Annotated in this window: 20 protein-coding genes and 1 riboswitch; of the genes, 12 read left to right on the top strand and 8 right to left on the bottom strand. The window is 37.2% G+C overall.

What is annotated here, in order from left to right; translation table 11 throughout:
• Positions 1-14: 14 nt before the first annotated feature.
• A complete protein-coding gene (locus AC6H0V_RS06250; protein ID WP_497562858.1) occupies positions 15-893 on the bottom strand; it encodes an N-acetylmuramoyl-L-alanine amidase family protein in 879 nt (292 codons plus the stop codon).
• 209 nt (positions 894-1,102) lie between these two features.
• Here AC6H0V_RS06250 and AC6H0V_RS06245 point away from each other — a divergent pair, with 209 nt between their 5' ends.
• From AC6H0V_RS06245 to AC6H0V_RS06235, 3 genes are read left to right on the top strand one after another with little or no spacing between them, the layout of a single operon-like run.
• On the top strand, positions 1,103-3,682 hold the full coding sequence (locus tag AC6H0V_RS06245) for a putative LPS assembly protein LptD (RefSeq protein ID WP_497562857.1): 2,580 nt from the start codon (positions 1,103-1,105) through the stop codon (positions 3,680-3,682).
• 1 nt (position 3,683) lies between these two features.
• Positions 3,684-4,931, top strand: a complete 1,248-nt coding sequence (locus AC6H0V_RS06240; RefSeq protein ID WP_497562856.1) for a competence/damage-inducible protein A — start codon at positions 3,684-3,686, stop codon at positions 4,929-4,931.
• Positions 4,932-4,986: 55 nt separating this feature from the next.
• Entirely contained in the window at positions 4,987-6,363 is a 1,377-nt protein-coding gene (locus AC6H0V_RS06235) for a dihydrolipoamide acetyltransferase family protein (protein WP_497562855.1), read from the top strand.
• Positions 6,364-6,558: 195 nt separating this feature from the next.
• On the opposite strand, the gene AC6H0V_RS06230 is transcribed toward AC6H0V_RS06235, so the two are convergent.
• Positions 6,559-7,800 carry a homoserine dehydrogenase gene (locus tag AC6H0V_RS06230; RefSeq protein ID WP_497562854.1) on the bottom strand — a complete coding sequence of 414 codons (1,242 nt, stop codon included), beginning with the start codon at positions 7,798-7,800 and terminating at the stop codon, positions 6,559-6,561.
• A gap of 69 nt (positions 7,801-7,869) precedes the next feature.
• A complete protein-coding gene (locus tag AC6H0V_RS06225; RefSeq protein WP_497562853.1) occupies positions 7,870-8,925 on the bottom strand; it encodes a homoserine O-acetyltransferase family protein in 1,056 nt (351 codons plus the stop codon).
• A gap of 214 nt (positions 8,926-9,139) precedes the next feature.
• A riboswitch (SAM riboswitch) is annotated at positions 9,140-9,252 on the bottom strand.
• 359 nt (positions 9,253-9,611) lie between these two features.
• Between AC6H0V_RS06225 and AC6H0V_RS06220 the strand changes: the two genes are divergently transcribed.
• The 9 genes from AC6H0V_RS06220 to AC6H0V_RS06180 all read left to right on the top strand — a co-directional run bounded on the left by AC6H0V_RS06220 (position 9,612) and on the right by AC6H0V_RS06180 (position 17,764).
• Positions 9,612-10,697 (top strand): MBL fold metallo-hydrolase, encoded by a 1,086-nt coding sequence (locus AC6H0V_RS06220; protein ID WP_497562852.1) that lies wholly within the window; start codon positions 9,612-9,614, stop codon positions 10,695-10,697.
• A 236-nt stretch (positions 10,698-10,933) separates the two neighbouring features.
• On the top strand, positions 10,934-11,311 hold the full coding sequence (locus AC6H0V_RS06215) for a hypothetical protein (protein ID WP_497562851.1): 378 nt from the start codon (positions 10,934-10,936) through the stop codon (positions 11,309-11,311).
• Entirely contained in the window at positions 11,302-12,144 is an 843-nt protein-coding gene (locus AC6H0V_RS06210; RefSeq protein ID WP_497562850.1) for a hypothetical protein, read from the top strand. The genes AC6H0V_RS06215 and AC6H0V_RS06210 overlap by 10 nt, the downstream gene beginning before the upstream one ends.
• Positions 12,145-13,080 (top strand): tRNA (adenosine(37)-N6)-dimethylallyltransferase MiaA, encoded by a 936-nt coding sequence (miaA, locus tag AC6H0V_RS06205; RefSeq protein ID WP_497562849.1) that lies wholly within the window; start codon positions 12,145-12,147, stop codon positions 13,078-13,080. It begins immediately after the preceding gene.
• Positions 13,081-13,095: 15 nt separating this feature from the next.
• Positions 13,096-14,223, top strand: a complete 1,128-nt coding sequence (locus AC6H0V_RS06200; protein WP_497562848.1) for a DNA adenine methylase — start codon at positions 13,096-13,098, stop codon at positions 14,221-14,223.
• Positions 14,224-14,481: 258 nt separating this feature from the next.
• Positions 14,482-14,997, top strand: coding sequence for a hypothetical protein (locus AC6H0V_RS06195; RefSeq protein WP_497562847.1), 516 nt, complete (start codon positions 14,482-14,484; stop codon positions 14,995-14,997).
• Positions 14,998-15,095: 98 nt separating this feature from the next.
• A complete protein-coding gene (locus AC6H0V_RS06190) occupies positions 15,096-15,623 on the top strand; it encodes an outer membrane beta-barrel protein (RefSeq protein ID WP_497562846.1) in 528 nt (175 codons plus the stop codon).
• Positions 15,624-15,830: 207 nt separating this feature from the next.
• Positions 15,831-16,352 (top strand): DUF3347 domain-containing protein, encoded by a 522-nt coding sequence (locus AC6H0V_RS06185; protein WP_497562845.1) that lies wholly within the window; start codon positions 15,831-15,833, stop codon positions 16,350-16,352.
• A gap of 125 nt (positions 16,353-16,477) precedes the next feature.
• Positions 16,478-17,764, top strand: a complete 1,287-nt coding sequence (locus tag AC6H0V_RS06180; protein WP_497562844.1) for a citrate synthase — start codon at positions 16,478-16,480, stop codon at positions 17,762-17,764.
• A 408-nt stretch (positions 17,765-18,172) separates the two neighbouring features.
• Here AC6H0V_RS06180 and AC6H0V_RS06175 read toward each other — a convergent pair whose 3' ends face one another.
• From AC6H0V_RS06175 to AC6H0V_RS06155, 5 genes are all read right to left on the bottom strand, one after another.
• Positions 18,173-19,285 (bottom strand): DUF3667 domain-containing protein, encoded by a 1,113-nt coding sequence (locus tag AC6H0V_RS06175; protein ID WP_497562843.1) that lies wholly within the window; start codon positions 19,283-19,285, stop codon positions 18,173-18,175.
• Between the two features lie 39 nt (positions 19,286-19,324).
• Complete coding sequence (locus tag AC6H0V_RS06170) at positions 19,325-20,407, bottom strand: DUF3667 domain-containing protein (RefSeq protein ID WP_497562842.1); 1,083 nt, start codon at positions 20,405-20,407, stop codon at positions 19,325-19,327.
• Positions 20,408-20,453: 46 nt separating this feature from the next.
• Positions 20,454-21,839, bottom strand: coding sequence for a nucleoside permease (locus tag AC6H0V_RS06165; protein WP_497562841.1), 1,386 nt, complete (start codon positions 21,837-21,839; stop codon positions 20,454-20,456).
• Positions 21,840-21,910: 71 nt separating this feature from the next.
• The gene (locus AC6H0V_RS06160) at positions 21,911-22,525 is read right to left on the bottom strand and encodes a bifunctional nuclease family protein (protein ID WP_497562840.1); all 615 of its coding nucleotides are present in this window, start codon (positions 22,523-22,525) and stop codon (positions 21,911-21,913) included.
• A 57-nt stretch (positions 22,526-22,582) separates the two neighbouring features.
• Positions 22,583-23,551, bottom strand: a complete 969-nt coding sequence (locus AC6H0V_RS06155; RefSeq protein WP_497562839.1) for an electron transfer flavoprotein subunit alpha/FixB family protein — start codon at positions 23,549-23,551, stop codon at positions 22,583-22,585.
• Between the last annotated feature and the right edge of the window lie 49 nt (positions 23,552-23,600).

Below are 23,600 nucleotides of genomic sequence, written 5' to 3'. Positions count from 1 at the left end.
ATAAATATCCTCAATTATATTTCAACGCTCATTTTATAGGCCTGAATTGCTTTCAGTAAACAAGTAGTAATTTCAATTTGTCCTGCCTCAGAATTCATGTAATCTTCTTCCCCTTGGTTGCTAATGAAACCGATTTCGGTTAAAATAGCAGGCATTCCGGCACGTGCCAATACAGCTAAACTTTTTTCTTGTACACCTCTGTTGATCCTGCCCACGCTCACGTACTGGTCCTGAACCATTTTAGCTAATTTTAAACTCTGCGTTCTGAATGTGTTTTTCATCAACGAAAGGATGATTACACTTTCAGGGTCATCGGGGTTAAATCCATCGTAATTTTCTTTATAGTTATCCTCTAAAAAGATAGATGCATTTTCTCTTTTAATCGCAGCATCTTGTTCATTTACCCTTCCACTCCCAGATACAAAGGTTTCTACCCCTTTGGTTGAGGTACTTTTGGCATATCTGGTTTTGTAAACGGGAATTTTTTTGCCCTTTTTACCTCTGGTGTACCCACTGATATAGCGGGTGCTATACACTGGCATATCGTTACAGTGTATAGAAATAAAAAGATCAGCTTTTGCATTATTGGCAATGGCAATACGTTCGTAAAGCGGGATAAAAGTATCATCACTCCGGGTAAAGATCACTTTAACGTCTTTGATATTTTCTTCGATTAATTTGCCTAATCTCAATGCCGTTTTTAAGGCCACATCCTTTTCGGTAGAATATTCTCCACGAGTGCTTCCATCTTTACCACCGTGACCAGCGTCAATCACAATTGTTTTTATTTTGTATTCTTGCGCAAGTAATTGATTATCAATAACTAATGATAATAGGGTACAAATAAGTACCATCAAAATTGCATTTGGCCTAACCAATGGTATATTTTTCATTAATTTTGAACGTTTTGGGATAAAGATTATTGCAAAAATAACATTCACACACAAATTTGAAACTTTTAAGGAATATCATTTTCATAATTAGCGCTCTTTTATTAACAAACGTTAGTAATCGGGCAAGTGCATCTTCTAGCTTCTTTTTTCAGCAGGTAATTAAACAACAAGATTCTGCTAAGAAAGATACGACTAAAATTGTGAAAAAAATGTACAAGAGCTCATTAGATGAGAAACTCGAATATTCTGCAAAGGACTCGGTGCGGTTAGACAGGAAAAATAAGGTAATGCATTTATATGGAAATGCCCGTGTTATTTATGAAGAATTTCAGCTTGACGCTGCCTACATCAGGTTCGACTCCAAAACAAATACCCTTTTTGCAAGGGGCGTAAAAGATAAGGCTGGTAAATATACCAATCGACCAATTTTTAAAATGGGTACGGAAGCAGCTTCCAATGCCGACTCCATTTCTTACAATACCGTAACCAAAAAAGGTTTAGTGAGTGGTGTTTTTACAGAGCAGGAAGGTGGTTTTTTTAGTGGCGGAATAGCTAAAGTTCAACCTGATAATGAAATACATTCGTTCCAACAGCGTTTTAGCACCTGTAATTTGCCGGAGCCCCATTTTGATATACACTTTACAAAGGCGATTATCACAGAGAATAAAATTATTACTGGTCCATTTTATATGGAATTTGAACAAGTTCCCTTACCGATTGCATTTCCTTTTGCCTTTTTCCCCAAACCCAACAAAAAATCATCCGGCATTTTGTTGCCCACTCCAGGTGAAGATGCTACGCGGGGGTTTTCTTTAACAAATGGGGGCTATTACCTGGCACTAAATGATTATTGGGATGCTAAGATTACTGGCAATATCTTTACAAACGGCTCTTATGATCTGAATTTAGCAACCAATTATACCAAACGTTATCTCTATGGTGGTAATTTTAACCTCTCTTATTCTAGCAATAGAAATGGGTTAGAGGGTACAGCAGAGTTTAAGCCTAAAAAGGATTTTCATATTGGATGGACCCATTCCCAAAATCCACTTGCCCGCCCAGGTACAACCTTTAGTGCTTCAGTTAATGCGGGTACCAGTAGTTATTTTGGAAATACTGCGGCTAATGCAACTTATGATTTAGATCTGATTGCAAGTAACACAATGAGTTCAAGTATCGCATACGGCAAAGTTTTTGGAAACGGGTTATTTAACTTAACCACGTCTTTGGCCCATAGCCAAGAAACAAGGGATAAAACGATTACCCTAAGGTTGCCCGATATAAGCTTAAACATGGCATCCATTAGTCCGCTAAATTCAAAAACCAGTGTAGGCACCCAAAAATGGTATCAAAAATTAACTGTTGGTTATAGTTTGGCTGCAAGTAATACCGTGGCAACAAAAGAAGATCTCCTTTTTCAGAAAGATGGTTTAAAAAGATTTACCAATGGGGCTATGCATACCATTCCCATTAGTTTACCCTTTAATTTACTTAAATATCTAAACTTTAACGCAAGTTTAAATTATACCGAAAGATGGTATCTTCAAACCGTTCGACATAAAAATATAAAGCTACCTAGTGGATTGGATACTTTATTGATTGATACCGCTAAGGGTTTCCAACGTGCAGGAGATTATACATTAAGCATGGGGATGTCTACCAAATTATATGCAAAAAAGGAATTTAAAAATCTCGGTAAATTCAAAGCCATTAGGCATGTAATGACACCATCGTTCAGCTTTTCTTACAAACCCGACTTTTCTAAATTAAGTTACGGCTATTATAAAGAGGAAGTTTATTATACCAATGATTTGAGACCAGGTAAAAGCATTCCGATCAGCGACGATGCCAGCAGGTTTAAGTACGATAGTTTTGGAAAGGTGGCTAAGTATTCTATTTTTGAACAGGGCATATATGGCGGTCCAAGTGGAGGAAAATCAGCATCCATCGGGTTTGGGATAGATAACAATGTAGAGCTGAAAGTAGCCTCAACAAAAGATACGTTGGGTGATGGGGAGAAAAAAATAGCCATTATTCAAGGACTATCCATTTCTGGATCGTACAATTTTGTAGCTGCAGATAAAAAGTACCTATCCCCACTGGGATTTAGCGGGAGATCTCAGTTCTCAGAAAAACTTGGGTTTAACTTTGGAGGAACACTAAATCCCTATCTGGTTGAAGATACGACGCTAAATAGTACAATCGCTGGGATCGCCCCCACAAGAAATTATTATGAATCAGCAAATTTAACTTTTAGTAAAGGTAGGCTGCCAAGGCTCGTAAGCTTTAACATGTCTTTTGATTATAGTTTTAATCCCAAAGCAGCGAAGAGCAGAAACGACAACTTACAAGGCGTGCAGAACCAAGTACTACAAGCAGGAAGAACAGATGAACAAAGTGAGCAGCTAGCTGCAATTAGTAGGGATCCCAATGCATTTGTAGATTTCAATATCCCATGGAACATCAATATTTCTTATAGCTTTAATTATAACAATCCCCTGAGTATCCGAGCAACCCGAACCATTAGCAATACACTTAATTTTAATGGTGATTTTAATTTAACTCCGAAATGGAAAATTCAATTTACCTCGGGATACGACTTTAAAGCAAGAACCATTGCTGGTACAACTTTTCAAATTTACAGAGACTTACATTGTTGGGATCTAAGTGCGCAATGGATCCCATTTGGGGCTTACCAAAGCTATTCAATAGACATTAAAGTTAAAGCCTCTATTCTTCAAGACCTTAAACTAAGCAAGCGCAAAGGTTACTATACTAAATATCAATAATATGTTTGCAGAAATAATTACCATAGGTGATGAAATCCTTATTGGTCAAATCGTAGATACAAATTCTGCATGGATGGGCAAGGAACTTAATAAAATAGGGGTAAGTGTAAAGCAGATCACTTCAGTTTCTGATAATGCCGAGCATATTATGGCAGCCTTAGACGAAGCTCAAAAACGTGCAAGCATTATTCTGATTACAGGCGGATTGGGCCCAACCAAAGATGATATTACCAAATTAACTTTATCCAAGTATTTTAATATGCCCCTAAAAAGGGATCAGGCGACATTAGAAAATGTTGAAGCTATTTTTGCAAAGTTCAATAGACCAATGATTGATGTGAATATTAGACAAGCTGATGTACCTGAAGGATGTACCGTTATCCAAAATAAAAATGGTACCGCTCCATGCATGTGGTTTGAGGTAAATGGTAAAATAGTGGTTTCCATGCCTGGCGTACCTTTTGAGATGATGTATTTAATGGAGGATGAAATCTTGCCGAGATTGCAACGTTCTTTCAATTTGCCATACATCATACATCAAACCATTTTAACAACTGGTATAGGAGAGTCTTTCCTAGCACAACAGATCGAAAGTATAGAAGATAGCTTGCCACAGCATATAAAATTGGCTTATTTGCCCAAATTAGGGCAGGTTAGGTTAAGATTATCAGCTAGCGGTACTGATGAAGATACATTAAAAAAAGAGGTGAATGATTTTGCGCAACAAATAATAAACCAGATCAAACCTTATGTAGCAGCAACCGAAGATATTGCACTCGAAAAAGCAATTTTGGATCTGATGAAGTCCAACGGACTAACGCTTTCTGCAGCCGAGAGCTGCACAGGAGGATACATTTCGCATCTAATAACACAACATGCGGGCTCATCTGCGGTTTTTGCCGGTGGTGCAGTTACCTACTCGTACGAGTTAAAAGAATCTGTACTAGGCGTTAAAAACGAAACCTTAACCACGTTTGGGGCGGTAAGTGAGCAAACGGTAAAAGAAATGGCTCAAGGTGCAATTACCCAGTTTAATACCGATTATGCAATCGCGGTAAGCGGTATTGCTGGTCCTGATGGTGGAATGCCCGGAAAGCCGGTTGGAACGGTGTGGATTGCTATCGCGAATAAAAATAAGGTGACTGCCAAATTATTTAACTTTACGAATAAGAGAATCCAAAATATAGAACGCTCAGCAACAGCAGCTTTAACCATGCTTTTAAATCTCTTGAAACAAGATTTGAATTAAGTGCATAAAAAGGTGTATTTTTGCCGTTGAGACCAAAATAAACAGATAATTGCATATGGCACAATACGAATTATTGTTACCAAAGATGGGTGAAAGCGTTGCTGAAGCTACAATCATAAAATGGACAAAGCAACCTGGTGATACCATTCAGTTAGATGATACCATCTTAGAAATTGCTACCGATAAGGTCGATTCTGAAGTTCCATCTCCTGTAGCTGGTAAATTAGTGAAACAACTTTGCGCCACAGATGATGTAGTTCAAGTTGGTGCCGTAATAGCGATTATTGAAACAGAATCTAACAATAATGGACAATCTCCTGCTGAAAGCCCAGAACCGGTAATCGATTCTATCCCACACATGGTGGAAGAAAAATCACCTGTAATAACTGCTATTCCAGGAGTTAGCCAATTGTCCGATACAAAAATTGAAGAAAAACCTTATCTCGATTTTAAAAATTCAGATCGCTTTTATTCACCTCTGGTTAAAAATATTGCAGCGCAAGAAAATATATCAATTGATGAATTGTCTCAGATTAAAGGAAGCGGTGCTGATGGTCGGCTAACCAAAGATGATTTATTAAGTTATATCTCTAAAGGCCGAGGGCAGGGGGCCAAGAGCGAAGAGGCAACTCCAACCTCTCGGCCTTCAAACGTTCCAAGTCACCAACCTGCAAACCTTCCAACATCAAAACCGTCCAACCCGATAGTTTCAGTTTCTGGTGGCGATGAAATAATAGAAATGGACAGGATGCGTAAGCTTATTGCCGAACACATGGTAATGAGTAAGCAGACCTCACCGCACGTAACCTCGTTTGTAGAAGCTGATGTTACGAACATGGTAATGTGGCGCGACAAAGTGAAAAAGGCATTTGAGCAACGTGAAAATGAGAAAATTACCTTTACGCCCATATTTATCGAAGCGGTAAGTAGGGCTATCAAAGATTTTCCCATGATTAATGTTACCGTTAATGGAAATCAGATTATCAAAAAACGCGACATTAATATTGGTATGGCCGCTGCTTTGCCTAGTGGAAACTTAATTGTACCGGTAATCAAAAATGCGGACCAACTAAATCTTGTAGGATTAACAAAAGCGGTGAATGATCTGGCGATGAGGGCTCGTAACTCTAAGTTAAAACCAGATGAAACACAAAATGGAACATTTACATTAACTAATGTGGGCTCTTTTGGGAATGTGATGGGTACTCCAATCATCAACCAACCCCAAGTTGCCATTCTTGCAGTAGGGGCTATTAAAAAGAAACCAGCGGTTTTAGAAACCGAGTTTGGTGATGTAATTGCGATTAGACACATGATGTTCCTATCCCTTTCTTATGATCACAGGGTAGTTGATGGTGCGCTTGGAGGTTCTTTTGTTCGTCGCGTAGCTGATTATCTAGAAAACTGGGATATCAATAGGGAGATTAGTTAATTAAACACAATTTTTCGGCTTTGCGAGGAGGCACGACGAAGCAATCGCCTTGCTGCTACAGTTTAATTATGTCATAACCTAAAAGGGGATTGCTTCGCGCCATGAAGGATGGCTCTCGCAAAGGCGTCAAGCGAAAAAGCAAAAGCCCCGATTTCTCGAGGCTTCTTGCAAATCAAAACAAAACAAAAAATAAAATTAATTCGCTAATACGGCCTCTTCGGCTATGGCTGCAATATCTTGCTGGCTATACGTTAATTTACCAGTTTGGGCAATAAACACGTCTTTATTTAAAAGGAGATCGCGGTTTGCGATTAGATTTTTTAGACTGATACTTCCAATTACATATTTGTAATCGTTGCGAGAAAAACGTTCCGAGATATTTTCTACCTGTAGTTTTTGTACAGTGTACTCGTGTACATAGCGTAGATACACCTCGATACTCACCTTGTCGGTATGGATTAGACCATTTTGTTGATTGTATTTTTTATACTCGTACCGATAATCATAACGTAGCGCAGCGATGTCTGAAAGTACTGCGGCGCCTGTTGGATGCCCGCCTGCACCTTTACCAAAAAAGAACTGTTTATCAGCAAAGGCGGCCTGAACAGTTACACCATTATATTCGTTTTCTACATTGTAAAGAAAATCATCAGCCTTCACAAACTTTGGTAACACATAGGTTACCACCTGTTTTGTGCTTATTTTGCGGGCAGTTGGCACTAACTTTATCTTGTAGTTTTTCTCTTTGGCATATTGGATATCGGCCTCTGATATGTTTTGGATCCCAATATTTAAAATCTTATCGGGATGAATAAATAACCCATAAGCATGGGCTGTTGCTATCGTTAATTTATATTTGGGATCATAACCACCTACATCTAAAATTGGATCGGTTTCTGCAAAACCCAAATCTTGTGCTTGTTTTAGCGCAGTTTCATAGGCTAATCCTTCATTAAATATCTTCGACAAAATGTAATTCGAGGAACCATTAAAAATTCCACTAATTCCATGCAAAAGTTCATTGTCATAATATTCTTCCAGATTACGAATAATGGGGATACTTCCGCATACCGCACCTTCGTACAGTAGCGACGTACCGTTCTCGGCCTGCAAACGTACAAGTTCTTCTAAATGGGTAGCAATCATTTTCTTATTGGCCGATACCACATTTTTTCCCAACTTCAGCGCCGTTTTTACAATCTTAAAAGCGGCATCTGCATCGTCTATTAACTCTACAATAGTGTTAATCTCTGGATTATTTAAGATTTCTTCATGCGATGTGGTGAAAAGATTGGCATTTAACGTACGTTTCTTTTCAGGGTTTTTGATCGCAATCTTTACCACTTCCAAATTTAGGTTCTGACTACGGATGATGTCGTTTAATCCTTGTCCTACAACCCCAAATCCAAATAATCCTATTTTTAATTTCTTACTCATAATATGTATGTTAAGCGCATGGCGCATGGCGCTGCATAACGCTTATCGCGCAACGCCTATCGCTATTCACTATGCTGTTCTAAATTTTATAATTTTCTTGTTGCTGCTTTCCTTCAAAAAATTGCCGATGATATTGGTGAGCTTATCGGTTTCAATTAAAAACCCATCATGCCCATATGCACAATTAATGGTATTGAATTGCGAATCTGGTATATGATTGGCCAAGAACTGTTGCTCGATAACTGGGAACAGGATGTCGTTTTCAATCCCAATTACCAATGTATTGGCATTTATTTCGCGAAGTGCTGCTGTAATACTTTTTCTTCCTCTACCCACATTGTGGCTATCCATCGCCTTGCTCAAATACCAATAACTATAGGCATTAAACCGTTTACATAACTTTTCTCCCTGATAATTTTGATACGAAGAAGCCCTAAAGCCGGTAGTTTTATCGTTATTGCTTTCTAATTGAGTATCGGCATAGGCCTGATAGGTTCTGTAGGAAAGCAGAGCGATACTTCGTGCTACTTTTAAACCTTTAGATCCACCTTGTGGCTGATTGGAATAAAAAGTACGATCGGCACTGATCGCCAAGCGCTGACTTTCATTAAAGGCAATGCCCCAAGGAGAATGAACCGCATTTGTGGCAACCAGAATTAGGTTCTCAATGTTCTCGGTTTTGGCCAACGTCCACTCTAATGCCTGTTGGCCTCCAAGTGAACCTCCAATTAAAACCTTGATATTTTTTATATCCAAATGCTGTGCTAACAAGTGATGTGCTGCAGCTAGATCTCGGATGGTAAACTCAGGAAAAGAAAGGTAGTAGGGCTGCCCTGTAATTGGATTTAAGCTCAATGGATTTGAAGTGCCATAATTGGAACCCAATATGTTTGCGCAAATTATAAAATGTTCTTCTGGATTAAATAATGCATTACTTCCAAATAATCCTTTCCACCAATCCAATACATCTGCGTTGGCTGTTAACGCGTGACATGCCCAAATTACATTATCTTTTTTAGCATTTAACTTGCCGAAAGTTTGATAGGCAATTTCTAGATTGCGCAATTTCTTGCCGTTTTCTAATTTGAAAATTTTAGTGTGTTTGTATGTAATTACTGATGACATTGACGTAAAGTTGGAAGGTTGGAAGATTAAAGTGTTAGCATGTTGAAATGTTAGAATGAGGGGAGGAACAAATCCTATAATCCCATAATCCTACAAATCCTAGTACAACAAATTCTAGTACAACATTTAATCTCAGCAATAAACTTTAACCCTTTGGGCTTTACGTGTGAGGGTTCGCTAAAGAGCGAAATTGAATTTAAATTTTTCATCTTCTAATTTATATTTCCAATTAACACCATGCTAATCGGTCAGGAATTGGCACCTTCTCCATTTGGGAGGGTTGCCAGTGGGTCTAAGAGCCTGTCTCTCGCCACTTCTTTATAAATCAATACTGTGAAGTAATTGACTTTTATCTCGCTTTCGCCAAATAATATTCCAAATATAGGATTGTTAAATAATTATTGCAAAATTTAATTTTGATTTAAAGTTAAGTATCTGTAAAATAGGTATATAAATTTATTTTTATGTGTAATCAGGATTAATTCCTTCTACCACCTCCTAATTTTTGTAACAAAATATTCATCTATTGTTTACCCGACATGATTAAACCGATGTTAATAAACGGTGCAGAATAATATTTGGTTAGCTAATTCTCAAGGGTATTATGATAACCCATCCGATGAGTCACCCGATGAGCCATCCGATAAGCCGAATAAATTTTATATCATTGCCTTAAATTTTAGTAAATGTATATCGCGGTAACCATCCTTTTAATCCTATTCTTAGTAAGCTTTTACATCACGCAGTTGCCCGTTTTTGGAGAAAGTCCTAAAGGCGAAAGATTGGAAAGGATACAGTCGCAAGAGTTATATGTCAATGCGGCGTTTCAAAATCAATCTCCAACACCCATGCTGCCAGCCGAGGTATCGTATTGGACGATGTTCAAAAAAATGATCGAGGGCAATGAGAACGGTAGGCCAAAAAAAACGCTTCCACATGCTCAACCTGATTTTAATTCCTCTCAAGATTTCAAGATTACCTGGTTTGGTCATTCTTCTTATCTTATCCAGGTTGACGGATTCAATATATTGGTTGATCCCGTGTTTTGCGAAAGGCCGTCACCATTCCAGTTTATTGGAACAAAACGATTTGAGGGAACCGATTTTGTTAAGGTAAAAGATCTTCCAAATTTAGATTTGGTTTTAATTACACATGATCATTACGACCATTTAGATTACCAGGCAATCTTAGAATTAAAAGAAAAAACGGCTCATTTCATCACCTCTTTGGGGGTAGGAGCCCACCTAATGAGATGGGGTATTACAGCGGATCAGTTAACAGAATTAGCTTGGAATGAGCAAACATCGCCTTTGGCTAATATTAATTTTACGGCCTTACCCGCCCGTCATTTTTCTGGCAGACAGTTTAAGCGAAACCAAACCTTATGGTCGTCTTTTGTACTAAAAACTAAAAATCATCAAGTTTATTTGGGTGGGGATTCTGGTTATGATGATCATTTTAAGAAAATTGGCGAAAAATATGGTCCGTTTGATTTGGCTATCTTAGAATGCGGACAATACAATAAAATGTGGCCATTGATCCATTTATTTCCCGAACAGGTGGTTGATGCTAGCTTGGACCTAAAAGCGCAGCAACTGATGCCCGTACATTGGGGCAAATATAAATTAGCGCTGCACGATTGGGATGAGCCCATTAAACGATTGATAAAGGCAGCATCAGAAAAAAATGTGAAGGTAATTACACCATTATTGGGGGAGGCTTTTTATTTAGATAAAAACCAGCCCACTACAGCATGGTGGTTAAATTTATAGCTTGTATAAATAAACAATTGGTGTAAATTAGTGTTGTATAGCTATCAAATTAAGGCTTGAAATGAACAGCTACATGTTTAAAATAATCATAAGCAAAAATGGTAAGATTATTTAAGCATCAAAGATTCCCTGCCTGCCGGGCGGGCAAGAGATCTTACAGTTAAAAACCTAAACCGAGCTTATGAGCTCATTAATACCAATGCAAAACAATAACTCTACATTAATAAAATAAAAAGATGAAAACAGACCTGGTAGAAATTTTTCAGATCATTAGGGCAAATCTGCAACCATATACCGCAAATGGCTTTGTAAATCGCTTAAATAGCGATACCGTTTATGATGTATGGGGAACAAAGGAAATAGATATCCAAGATAAAAAAAGAGACGTGGTTCGCTTCGCAAGCGTTAAGATCGAGCAAGATCACGTGGCTTTCTGTTTAATGGCAATTAAGGAAGAAGCAGAATTGAAAAACATTATCCATGCAGATTTATTAAAATTATTGGATACGGATGTGTGTTTTAAGATCACTCAATTGGATGATGCGGGAACTGAGCAGATTTCAGATGCACTTGTTGCCGGCTTTACCTTGTTTAAACAAAAGGGGTGGGTTTAAATCCCCTTTGGCAGGAAGATGTTTTTTTAACTGTGCAGGATTTTTATCATCAGGCAGAGATTTTACAGGCTGAACCCTATTTTATTATTCAATGTACGCATCAATTGGTCATCCATTTAGTGCCAATTGACCAGCAATTTATGCCAGAAAAACTGGTCCAATTGCAGGAATACTATCAACAGTTGGGCGTTCAATTGGTACACCTTTGGGAAGATATTTGGATTGCCAAAAGGGCTCAGGTACTAAGTAGGATACGATCATTTTTAGGCCTCAATAAAGGCTTACACGGGCGTAAAGCTAAAATCGAGCTCATTTCTAACAAACAAGCCGAACTGTTTTTAACTCAATATCATTTGCAGGGCTATGTAAAAGCCAAATATAACTATGGCTTAATTATCGGTTCTGATCTTGTGGCCGTTGGTAGTTTTAGCGCAACCAGGGTGATGAAAGATAAAGGTGCTCAGTATCAATCGGCAGAGCTGGTTCGCTTTGCTTCTAAAGATGGGGTTACCATCGTGGGTGGATTGAGCAAACTGATCCATTATTTTTGTAAACAAGTGAAAATTAACGATCTGATGAGCTATGCTGACCGGGATTGGTCGGTCGGAAAAGGCTATCAAAAATTAGGCTTTACGCTAAGTAATATTACACCTCCAACTATTATCTATTTGAATAGGGAGAATCTGAGACGATATTTCCCTCATCGCCTGCCCAAAGAAGTATCGAATGATTTTTTAGCACAAAAAGAACTAAATTTGGATGATTTTTTAGCGAATAAAGGTTACTCGAAACTATTTAATACCGGCAACATGAAATACCATCTCTATTTATAAATGTCTCCACAACCTTTACTTATAATTTTAGGTCCAACAGCATCGGGCAAAACCAAATTAGCGGTGGCGATAGCTCAAGAACTGAATGGAGAAATCATGAGTGCAGATAGTAGGCAGGTTTTTAAGGGTATGGATATAGGTACGGGCAAAGACCTGGAAGAGTACACAATCATGGACCAATTCATCCCATATCACCTTATAAATATTAAGGAGGCTGGAGATACCTATAACGTAAATGCTTTTAAGGACGATTTTTACAGGGCATATGATCAAATCATTCGTAAGAATAAACTTCCTATTTTATGTGGAGGAACAGGAATGTATGTGCATAGCTTACTTCAGCAACATGAACTAACTGCCGTACCGCCAAATGAGGAATTAAGGCCGAAACTCCAATCGCTAACAAAAGAAGAGCTAATTCATCAATTGGAAGCGTTTCCTTTGGTGCTTAGATCCACCGCTGACTATTCATCCACAAAAAGAATAATTAGGGCGATTGAAATAGCAACATATTTGAGCAACAATCAATTAGAAAATAAACTACGTCCAACCTTAACGCCGCTCATCATCGGTCTTCAAAGTAAACTAGAGGTAAGGCGGGCAAGAATTCTCGAACGACTTGATTTTAGGTTAAAAAATGGACTAATTGAGGAGGTAAAAAAATTGATTAAGAAAGGAGTGTCCATGGAAAAATTAATTTTTTATGGTCTCGAATATAAGTTTGTGGCCGCTCATATTGCAGGCGAATTAACACTAAACGAGTTAACGGAAAAGCTAGGTATCGCAATTTGCCAATTCGCAAAACGTCAGATGACTTTTTTTAGAAAGATGGAAAAGGATGGTGTGCAAATCCATTGGCTTGATACCGATCAAGGTATGATGCAGTTAAAACAAACAATAATTAACTTGTTGGCGGATAAAACTGGTTCAAATTAATTGCATATTCGCCCAATGGATAAGAAAATAAGACCCATAATTAAATGGACCGGAGGGAAATTCAATGAATACGTCTTTTTTGCTTCGGACATCCCCAAATATGAACGATATATCGAGCCTTTCTTTGGGGGCGGAGGAGTGTTCTTCGCCATGCAACCCCAAGTTAAAGCACTAATTAACGATAAAAGTACTGATTTAGTAAATTTTTATAAGTTAATTGGAAATCCATCGCTCCAAAATGAATTGACAAAATATGCGAATGCTTGGTCTCAAATAGGTGATCTGAGTACCGTGCTGTGGAGTATAGTAAAACCACTGTATTTGGATTTTATCCACCACAGCGCAGACTTACAGGAAGTAACGGCATTATTTGAGCTTAATTTAACCAGAGAGCTTAAAAAATTTCCTTTAATTAATGATGATGGTTTTCTAATCAACTTTGTTGCCTTTAAAGAAAAATTAATAAGCAGCATGGCTGATAAAGCAAAACGGATTAAAAGGATCAATGAGAAGGAAGGTCGTGATTTTAACGAAAGCGAACTAGCTGTACATTTTGAAACTGGTATTCGAAGTGGGACTTATCTTTTTTTTAGATCGATTTTAAATGCGCATTACCATAAAAACATAACCCTAACTGAAGAAAAGGCGGCGGCAAACTGGTATTTTGTGCGTGAATTTTGCTACGGTTCTATGTTTAGATTTAATGCTAAGGGCGATTTTAACATTCCATATGGCGGCATAACCTATAATAAAAAGAACTTTGGGCAAAAAGTTGACCACATATTTAGTTTACCAATAGTTAATCTTTTTAAGAAAGCCACAATCTACAATCTTGATTTTGAGGTCTTTTTAAATCAAGTGGATGCAGTTTCAAGCGATTTCATATTCCTAGATCCACCGTATGATAGCGAGTTTTCTGAATACGATCAAAATGCGTTTACGGCAAAGGATCAACAACGTTTAGCAAATTTTTTAATTAAAACTAGAGCTAAGTGGATGGTTGTAATAAAAGAAACGCCCTTTATAAGAGAGATCTATACCCATCCCCATATTAAGATTAAAGTATTTCTTAAAAATTACACCTATAATGTTCGCGGCAGGAACAACAGAAATGTGCAGCATTTGATTATAACGAATTATTAGACAAAATCGCGACTTGCCCAATAATCATTAGCCATTTAGTTAATGGGTTTCATAAAGTGCTCAATTCTATACAGAATCGCACTTTAATTCATCTTAGCAAGTTGTGAAAAAATATGAATGTATCTTCCTAAATGTTAATATGTTATTAATTAATTCATTTTTCATATTGTCTTGTGGCATGCAATTTGTTTAAATTTGATATATCGGGTAATAGTACTCGGTATGAACATAAAAACTTAACCATAGTATTTAAAAAAAATGAAAAACTCTACAAAATTTTTAGCTTCTGCAGTAGCTGCATTAGCTTTATTTGTTTCAGTAAATGCAAATGCACAATCTCGTAAATTTGGTATTGGATTAAATGCTGGTATTCCAACAAGCGACGCTTATGGAGTTGCACTTGGTGGTGATCTTCGTTATCAATTTGATGTTAGCAAGCAGCTTTCAATTCCAATTACAGCTGGTTTTACTAACTTAATGGGTAAAGAAATAGGAAGTACTAATGTTGATTACCCTGATTTTAGCTATATCCCTGTAAAAGCTGGTTTAAAGTATTTCTTCGATGAAACCGGATCAGGCTTATATGGTTTAGCTGAAGCTGGTGCTGCTTTTAGCACTGGAACTTATAGTGGAACCAACTTTGTGTTTTCTCCAGCTTTAGGTTATTCTTGGAGCAATGGCGTAGACCTAGGTGTGAAGTATGAAGGCGTATCTGCAAGTGGTAGCACTACAGGTTATGTTGGATTACGTTTAGCTTATGGTTTTAAATTGTAATTAATTTAATTTAAATAAAGCCCCGATCAATAGTACTGATCGGGGCTTTTGTTTTTTAAGGATTTAATGTAGCTTTATCAAAACGCAAAATCTTTGGCATGAAACCGTTAAATCTATTTATTGCCACCCTCATTTTCCCTTCTATCGTCTCAATAACAGGAGTTAGCGCTCAATCTAACCGAAATCAAAACAAAATAAATTTGGGATTTGATGCCAGCATCGGCATTACCACCCATAAATCTCCGTTTGGATATGGCTTAGGACTAGACATATTTGCAAAATATAAAGCTTCTGATGAACTTAATGTGATTGCCAGTGTGGGATATGGGCGCTTACTCACCAAAGATACCAGTCCGACTGCAGATTACGATTTTATTCCGGCTAAAGCTGGGGTAAAAGTATTTCCCATTCTTGAACCCGTTTATCTATTAGGTTCCATCGGAGCAGGATTTGGGTTAAAAACGGATTCTAAAACAGCCTTAATTTTTGGAGGTGGGGCGGGATACGAATGGAATAATGAATACGATCTTTCACTGAGATACGAAGGATATCAACAAAATAAAAATTCTGCTACCTATCAACCCTTAAACGGACAATTTATGCTGGTTTTTAGTTACAATTTTTAACTTAAACGCAATACCAAGCTCCTATAAATGTTAAACTCCTTTTGTTAATTTCAAATTATAATAATAATCTAATATTATAAATTACCCCTTAATTTGTCTTGTCTTTTTTGTTAATATTAAAATTATAAATGCTAATTTGAGCAAAAAACGAAATCTATGAAATGTTTGCTCAGATTACGGAAACACCATAGACCTAACAAAAAACAAATGAAAAATTATTCAGCACTAATCGCCATACTGCTCCTCACTGCCTGTACTACTCCCGAAAAGAAATCAACTGATACCAAAGTCACAGCTACTACAGCCAAAGTAGCTGTTGCTGAATTTAAAGACGATAAATTAAAATCAATTTTAACTTCCTATTTGTCGCTTAAAGATGCTTTGGTAGCATCGAAATTTGACTCGGTAAAAGTTGTGGCCAAAGAGTTGGGCGAGCAACTAAAAACCTACACAGGATGTGAAAATACTTCGCTTATTGCCGTTCAAATGGTTGATGCTAAGGATATAGCAGCTCAACGCAAGGCTTTTACAGGTTTAAGCTCTGATGTTATCGCCTTATTTAAGCATGCTGATCTTACCTCTGGAAAAATTTATGTCCAACATTGTCCGATGGCAAATAATGGCGATGGTGGCGATTGGTTGTCAACAGAAAATAAGATCAGAAATCCATATTATGGAAGTACGATGTTAGAATGTGGTGCAGTTATTGCTGAAATCAAAGTGAAGTAGCACCTGAAATCTTTGTAATGTTACCTTCCAAAAAAATAACAACAATTTAACACCATTATCGGCATCAAAAGCCGCTTTTTACAAACAGAATACCTATTTTTGTTTTTATATAAATTATAAAATATATGTCAGCTATTGCAGAGATTAAGATAGACGGTAAAACGTATGAGTTCCCGGTTATTACTGGAACAGAGGGTGAGAAGGCCATCGATATTTCAAAACTAAGAGACCTTACTGGTCATATAACCTTAGATCTAGGTTATAAAAATACAGGCTCTACTAAAAGTGCTATCACTTTTTTAGATGGGGAGTTAGGAGTTTTAAAATACAGGGGATATCCAATTGAACAATTAGCAGAAAAATCTACTTTTTTAGAAGTTGCTTATTTATTAATTTATGGTGCATTACCGACGAAAGAAGAACTAACTGATTTTCAGTCGGTAATAAGCAGACATACGCTTATCCATGAAGACATGAAAAAGTTTTTAGATGGATATCCTTCTAAATCACATCCAATGGCTCAAGTAGCTTCATTGGTTTGTTCATTGTCTACTTTTTATCCAGAATCATTAAACGCCAATTCTTCTCAGGAAGAAATGGATTTAACAATGATTAAATTGTTGGCTAAATTTCCAACCATTGTATCTTTTATCTACAAAAAATCATTGGGTCATCCATTAATTTATCCCAAAAATAAGTACGATTATGTAACCAATTTCATGAATATGATTTTTGGGCAACGTACCGAAGAAATAGAAATAGATCCTGTTGTAGTAAGTGCAATGAATACCTTGTTGATCTTACATGCAGACCATGAGCAAAACTGTTCTGCTTCTACGGTAAGAATGGTGGGATCGTCAGATTGCAATCTGTATGCTTCTGTTTCTGCAGGTATTTCTGCGTTATGGGGCCCTCTTCATGGAGGTGCAAACCAAGCAGTGATAGAAATGCTAGAACTGATTAAAGAAGATGGTGGTGATACTAATAAATGGATCAAAAAAGCAAAAGATAAAAACGATCCTTTCCGGATGATGGGATTTGGACATCGGGTTTATAAAAACTTCGATCCAAGAGCTAAAATTATTAAAAAAGCGTGCGATGATATCTTAGAGAAATTGGGCATCAACGACCCTGTATTAGAAATTGCCAAAAAATTGGAGGAAGCTGCATTAAGTGATGCTTATTTTATCGACCGTAAATTATACCCTAATGTAGATTTTTACTCGGGTATCATTTATAGAGCTTTAGGTTTCCCTACAGATATGTTTACCGTACTTTTTGCGCTAGGCCGCCTTCCGGGATGGATAGCTCAATGGAAAGAAATGCATGAAAATAAAGAGCCTATCGGCAGACCACGCCAAGTTTATGTAGGTGATGTAGATATGGATTTTGTTGATATCGATAAACGATAATTTAACTAAACTTACGAAGTTTAGCAAACTTCGTAAGTTTTGCAAAGCCGATTCAAATTATTGAATCGGCTTTGTTGCTTTACTGAATTTTCCTTGAAATATGCGATAGAACAGGAGAATTAAGAGCAATGGTAGAAAAAAATAGATACCCGGTATGAGATAATGATAATAACTGATTGGGAATTTGGACGTGATAAGGCCACTAACAACGATCCCGATAAAAAAAACAAGAATAAGTATTGCTTTGCCAAATAACTTCCACTTGATTTGAAAGATCCAACAAAGCGCAAAGATTAAAGCTGCAATGAGTGCATAGGCCGTAGGTAAAATATAATCACCACTAGCAAAAGCAATGTTAGGCATAACTACTAAAGCGATGACGATTCTCTTTAACATTCGCAAATGCCACTAAATTGCAGCATAATATATCACATTGATAATAACCATTTCTGATAGTTTAAAAGCTATTCCATAGAGGATCACGATCCAAATCATGCGACCGATAATTACCCCATTTCTGCGCTGGTAAAATATTTTCAGGCTTTTAAACATGTACCAAAAAACCCAGGCCAATAAGCCCAGTTCTAGAACAAGCGAAAAATCACTTCCATTAAATAGTAATTTTTTTATAGGCAGAGCAACAGACATTATAATAAAAAAAGCGGTCATACCATGAATAGTAAAAATCAAATGATCCAAATATTTGATATGGTTTTTTCTGAAATTGATCATGATAAAAAGAGCCATTAAGGGCATGAGCAAGAAATATTGTTTCGGTCTGTTATGCTCTAATTGATCTTGGATGATATCCGATTTTTCTCCAATCTCAATTCGCCTTTTGGCCATGAAACGTTCAAATATATTATCTTTTTTTTCAGGGGTCAATGTTTTTTGCCGGACTAAGTAGGCAGCATACGTACTATCATTTCTAACTGTATGGATACCCTGTAATCTTTCGATCTTGTTCGCTAGTGAATCAGATTTATGGAGTTGATAGTACTGCCGTAAAAATTTAAGGGCAGTATCCTGCTGTTTAAAAGTCAGTGCACGAAATGTCTTCTTATCGAAGCTTTCGTCAATTTTTCTTTGTGTTTTAGCTATAAACCCTTTATCCACAATACCAGAAAGAGGAGTGGATATGCTATCCAAAACAGGACGTTGTTTGGCCAACTCCCTTTCAGCTCTTGCTATTTTAGCAGCATTCTCTTTAGGTTTTGGTGCATAGACAAGCAAAAAATAGACAATCGATACGAATATATACATGCTCACCGGATTGATATACCTCGCCCTTTTCCCAGCTAAATAATCTAAGGTAACCTTTCCCGGTTTAGTGATGAGCGGTACCAGAGTTTGAAAAAACTTGTTATCAAAATGGAAATAATGGGCTATACTATGGCTAATGAACTGCCAAAAATTTTCATCGAGCTCTAAATTTGGTTGCCCACACCTACTACAATAATGTTCTTCTACTTGGAAGCCACAGTTTAAACAATTATGGTCTTTTCTATATTTGCCAGACATGAAAGGTTAACTTTTCGATATAAAATCCTTCCTTTAATGCTATATCATTGCAAAACTAACTGCTATAATTATTAAAAAGCAGAGTGTTAATGCAATATTATAACAAAAGAAAAGGAAGAACATTTTTAATACAGTAATCCATCTCGTGCTGCCATAAAATGATCGGAGCGAGCGATAGATATACCAAATGAGATAAATAATACAAAGGAGCGATAGCAATTCGGATAAATTATAGACAAACCCTATAACCCAGGATAGCAGCATGGTGAAGAGGATTGCCAAAAACATAGCCGAATGTACATGGAATGAGTAGATTAGGTGCTCATAGTAATAGCGGCCCTTTCTTACGTAAGCCAATTTTAACATTAAAGCGAATAAAGGCAATAGCAAAAACATCATTTTCGGGACATTATGCATTAAATCTTCGTTAAATTTTTGCTCCGGATTTGGGTATTTCCTCAGTTCAATGCCTCGTTTAGCCAAATAATGTTTTATAAAGCCATCTTTTTCTTTAGCCGGAAGTGCCGCTTGATGTTTTTCATAATCGGCTAAGGTGGTATCTTTTGAAAAGAACTTGCCAAAAAATCCATTTTGACTCTCTCTTTTACCGGTGTAAAGATTAATATTGGTTGATCCGTATCTTTTGAAATCTGCTTCAGCCACTTTGTAAATGCTATCTTTTCTTTTAGCGTCACCAGGGATATATTGCATAGCCTGCTTTAGCTTAGCCAGTTTCTGTAGTTGCTTAGCGGTAAGTTTTTTTGAAGCAAGTGCTTTGGGGTTTACTTTGGGTAGTTCCTTTTTCTGAGTTTCGCCACTCAGCACCACTAAAAAAAAGATAATACTAATAAAAATGTAAAGCCGAATGGGGTGGATATAAGAGGCTCTCTTTCCGGCAACATAAGATTTGGTTAATTGGCCAGGTTTTAAAAGTAAGGGTTTAATTGTGCCGAAAAACTTGTGCTCAAAATGAAAATAATCAGCCACTGCATGGACGGTCATGTGGAAAGCATCTTCTTTAACCTCGATGTTTTCTTGCCCACATGCCGGACAAAAATGTTTTTCTACAGTCTCGCCACAATTAAGACAATTATTCTCTTTTCTTAGTTTAAATGATGACATATATCTGCTAAGACTTTGGTATAATGGTTAATAACCAATGAATGAATTAATGATTAATAGCCTCAATTGCTTCTACTTCAGCTCTAGTATGCTTATGTTTAAAGAAAATCATAAACAAGATAGTAATTGCCAAGGCATACAGGGTGAAAGAGAGCCATATATTATGCCAATCTTTAACATCTAATGCTCGGCTCAAGTCGCCATTTCCAAGTACGCTAATTCCCTTATCTCCTAAAAATTTAAGGAGATGTTTGTTATCGGTGGTAGAGCCAACGTGTTCTGCTAGGGCATGGACATTGGTGTAAGCTGTGGTAAAGTATTTTTGAATCATCCACCCAGAAACAATACTACCAAGAACGGCGCCAAAACCATTGGTCATCATCATAAATAGACCTTGTGCAGAAGAACGGGTTTTAGCTGTAGTAGAAGTTTCTACGAATAGAGAGCCAGAAATATTAAAAAAATCGAAGGCCATTCCGTAAACGACACAGGAGAATATAATCATCCATAAATTACCAGAAGGATCGCCATATGCGAATAATCCGAAACGAAAAACCCAGGCTAACATCGCAATAACCATTACCCTTTTAATACCAAACCGTTTAAGGAAGAATGGGATAGCCAGGATAAATAAGGTTTCAGAAACCTGTGAAATAGACATGATGATTGTAGAGTATTTTATTACAAATGATTCAGCGAATACCGGAAAGAGTTTAAATTCATCCAAAAATACATCCCCATAGGCATTTGTTAACTGTAATGCACCGCCTAGAAACATAGAAAAGATAAAGAACAAGGCCATTTTATAATTAGCAAACAATTTGAAGGCATCTAATCCAAATTTCTGAGTTAACGTTGCTTTCTCCTCTAATAATTTAGATGGCAGGCATTTTGGTAACGTGAAAGAATATAAGCCAAGCCCTAGAGCGGCAACTCCAGCAATATAAAATTGATTGGCATTGGCCTTACTTCCCGTTAGGTTGGTAATCCACATGGCAGCAATAAACCCTATTGTACCCCAAACTCTAATAGGTGGGAAGTCTTTAACCACATCATAATTACTCGATTTTAACGTGGTATAGGAGATGGAGTTACTTAAAGAAATTGTGGGCATGTAAAAACACATCGCAAGAAATATGACCCAAAAAAATTCGTTCGGAGTTTCTACTTGGGGGATATAAAAGAGTGTTGCTGCGTATAAAATATGCAATATGGCATACAATTTTTCGGCATTAATGTATTTATCGGCCAATATACCGGTAAGGGTTGGCATAAATAAAGATGCAAAACCCATTGTTGCGAAAATTAACCCAAATTGTGCTCCATCCCATTGTTTTGTACCGAACCAATAATTTGCGATGGTAATAAGCCAAGCGCCCCACACAAAAAATTGCATGAAACTAACTATGGTTAGCCGAAATTTAAGATTCATATAGTTTGTTGTTTGTTTAGTTTAAAAGCACTGTAAGTTAAAAATAATTAGCTAATTAAAAAATTAGCTAATTACTTCAGGTTCCGCTTCGAGATCTCATCCCTAATCCGAGCGGCTTTCTCATAGGCCTCTTCGGTTAGTGCTTCTTCCAACTTTTGTTGTAATTCTTCTATGGTTAGCGATTGGTATCCAGAAACTGGGATGGAAGTAGGCATATCTTCAGAGCTCTGCTCTTTGGTAATTGATTCCATGTTTTCGAGGAACAAAAAATCATTGCCTTCAATTACGATCCCTGCAGAAGATAGGATAAATTCGTAGGTATAAATAGTGGCATTAAACCGCACAGCAAGTGCAATGGCATCAGACGTTCTAGCGTCAATTTCTTGAGTAGTTTGTCCATTGGTACAGAGTAATTTGGCAAAGAAAACTCCATCAACCAAGTTGTAGATAATAATTTCGGTAACCTCGATTTGATAAGCCTGTGCAAAAGATTTAAAAAGATCATGCGTAAGGGGGCGGGTAGGGGTCATCTTCTCTATTTCGATCGCGATCGCCTGCGCTTCAAAAGCACCTATGATGATGGGCAGTCGTCTCCTACCATTTACTTCACCAAGCACAAGGGCATAAGCTCCTGATTGGGTCTGACTGTAAGATAAGCCTACAATATCGAGTTTTACTTTTTTCATATTTATTTAACCGAAATAGACTTACGAAGTTTTAAAACTTCGTAAGTCTATTCGAGACTATCCTTTATGTGCTCTTAATGCTGCTATAATTTTCGGGACTACTTCAAAGGCGTCTCCAACAATACCATAATCCGCCACTTTAAAAAATGGAGCTTCTGGATCTTTGTTGATTACTACTATTACTTTACTAGAACTAACACCAGCTAAATGTTGTATTGCGCCAGAAATACCAATGGCAATGTATAAATTCGGACTAATAGCTATACCTGTCTGGCCAACGTGTTCTGAGTGAGGTCTCCAATCTGCATCAGAAACTGGTTTTGAACAGGCAGTTGCAGCACCTAATAAATCCGCTAATTCTTCAATCATTCCCCAATTTTCGGGTCCTTTTAATCCTCGTCCCGCCGAAACCACTAATTCTGCGTCAGGCAAAGACACTTTATTGGTTGCCCTCACAATTTCTTTTACAATTGCTGCTAGATCTGTAGATTTTATTTCCGGACTAAAGACTTCAATAGACGCATCAACCTTATTTTCCTTTACCCCAAAAGCATTCGGGTTTAAAGCAATTACTTTATGTGTGGAGGTTAATGAGGTAATCGCAAATGCTTTTCCTGAGAAAGCTGTTTTCTTCACCGAAAATCCACCCTCAAAATTTGGAAGTTCAACCGCCCCATCAATTAACCCTGCCTTAAGCTTTACTGCAACTCTTGGCGCTAATCCCTTGCCAGAAAAAGAGTTAGATAAAACTACTATGTTTGCATCTTCTTTTTTAGCGGCTTCGGCAATTACTGCGGCATAAGCCTGGTTTACGAAACTTTTTAATTGATCGGCACTAACATTGAGTACTTTTGATGCACCATATTTGCCTAATTCCTTTAGTTCCTCATCAGCAACATTGCCAATAGAAACTGCAGTTAAGTTTGTATTTTGATTATCGGCGATAGCTTTTGCATAAGAAACTGCTTCATAAACAGACTTCTTAAATTTACCATCGGCTTGTTCTACATATACTAGTACTGACATTTTGAGTTCTTTAATAAATACTTAATTATTTTGGGCATAGGACATAGGG

Source organism: Pedobacter sp. NO84 (assembly GCF_059703915.1).
The sequence above is the reverse complement of the archived record's forward strand: the minus strand, read 5'-3'. Positions and strand labels throughout refer to the sequence as shown.

Excerpts from the sequence above, each read along its gene's own strand:
- AC6H0V_RS06195 (WP_497562847.1), top strand. The coding sequence starts at position 14,482 with ATGAAAAACTCTACAAAATTTTTAGCTTCTGCAGTAGCTGCATTAGCT.
- AC6H0V_RS06225 (WP_497562853.1), bottom strand. The coding sequence starts at position 8,925 with ATGTCATCAGTAATTACATACAAACACACTAAAATTTTCAAATTAGAA.
- AC6H0V_RS06220 (WP_497562852.1), top strand. The coding sequence starts at position 9,612 with ATGTATATCGCGGTAACCATCCTTTTAATCCTATTCTTAGTAAGCTTT.
- AC6H0V_RS06230 (WP_497562854.1), bottom strand. The coding sequence starts at position 7,800 with ATGAGTAAGAAATTAAAAATAGGATTATTTGGATTTGGGGTTGTAGGA.
- AC6H0V_RS06185 (WP_497562845.1), top strand. The coding sequence starts at position 15,831 with ATGAAAAATTATTCAGCACTAATCGCCATACTGCTCCTCACTGCCTGT.
- AC6H0V_RS06175 (WP_497562843.1), bottom strand. The coding sequence starts at position 19,285 with ATGTCTGGCAAATATAGAAAAGACCATAATTGTTTAAACTGTGGCTTC.
- AC6H0V_RS06245 (WP_497562857.1), top strand. The coding sequence starts at position 1,103 with ATGTACAAGAGCTCATTAGATGAGAAACTCGAATATTCTGCAAAGGAC.
- AC6H0V_RS06165 (WP_497562841.1), bottom strand. The coding sequence starts at position 21,839 with ATGAATCTTAAATTTCGGCTAACCATAGTTAGTTTCATGCAATTTTTT.
- AC6H0V_RS06235 (WP_497562855.1), top strand. The coding sequence starts at position 4,987 with ATGGCACAATACGAATTATTGTTACCAAAGATGGGTGAAAGCGTTGCT.
- AC6H0V_RS06160 (WP_497562840.1), bottom strand. The coding sequence starts at position 22,525 with ATGAAAAAAGTAAAACTCGATATTGTAGGCTTATCTTACAGTCAGACC.
- miaA (WP_497562849.1), top strand. The coding sequence starts at position 12,145 with ATGTCTCCACAACCTTTACTTATAATTTTAGGTCCAACAGCATCGGGC.
- AC6H0V_RS06240 (WP_497562856.1), top strand. The coding sequence starts at position 3,684 with ATGTTTGCAGAAATAATTACCATAGGTGATGAAATCCTTATTGGTCAA.
- AC6H0V_RS06155 (WP_497562839.1), bottom strand. The coding sequence starts at position 23,551 with ATGTCAGTACTAGTATATGTAGAACAAGCCGATGGTAAATTTAAGAAG.
- AC6H0V_RS06180 (WP_497562844.1), top strand. The coding sequence starts at position 16,478 with ATGTCAGCTATTGCAGAGATTAAGATAGACGGTAAAACGTATGAGTTC.
- AC6H0V_RS06200 (WP_497562848.1), top strand. The coding sequence starts at position 13,096 with ATGGATAAGAAAATAAGACCCATAATTAAATGGACCGGAGGGAAATTC.
- AC6H0V_RS06250 (WP_497562858.1), bottom strand. The coding sequence starts at position 893 with ATGAAAAATATACCATTGGTTAGGCCAAATGCAATTTTGATGGTACTT.
- AC6H0V_RS06215 (WP_497562851.1), top strand. The coding sequence starts at position 10,934 with ATGAAAACAGACCTGGTAGAAATTTTTCAGATCATTAGGGCAAATCTG.
- AC6H0V_RS06190 (WP_497562846.1), top strand. The coding sequence starts at position 15,096 with ATGAAACCGTTAAATCTATTTATTGCCACCCTCATTTTCCCTTCTATC.
- AC6H0V_RS06170 (WP_497562842.1), bottom strand. The coding sequence starts at position 20,407 with ATGTCATCATTTAAACTAAGAAAAGAGAATAATTGTCTTAATTGTGGC.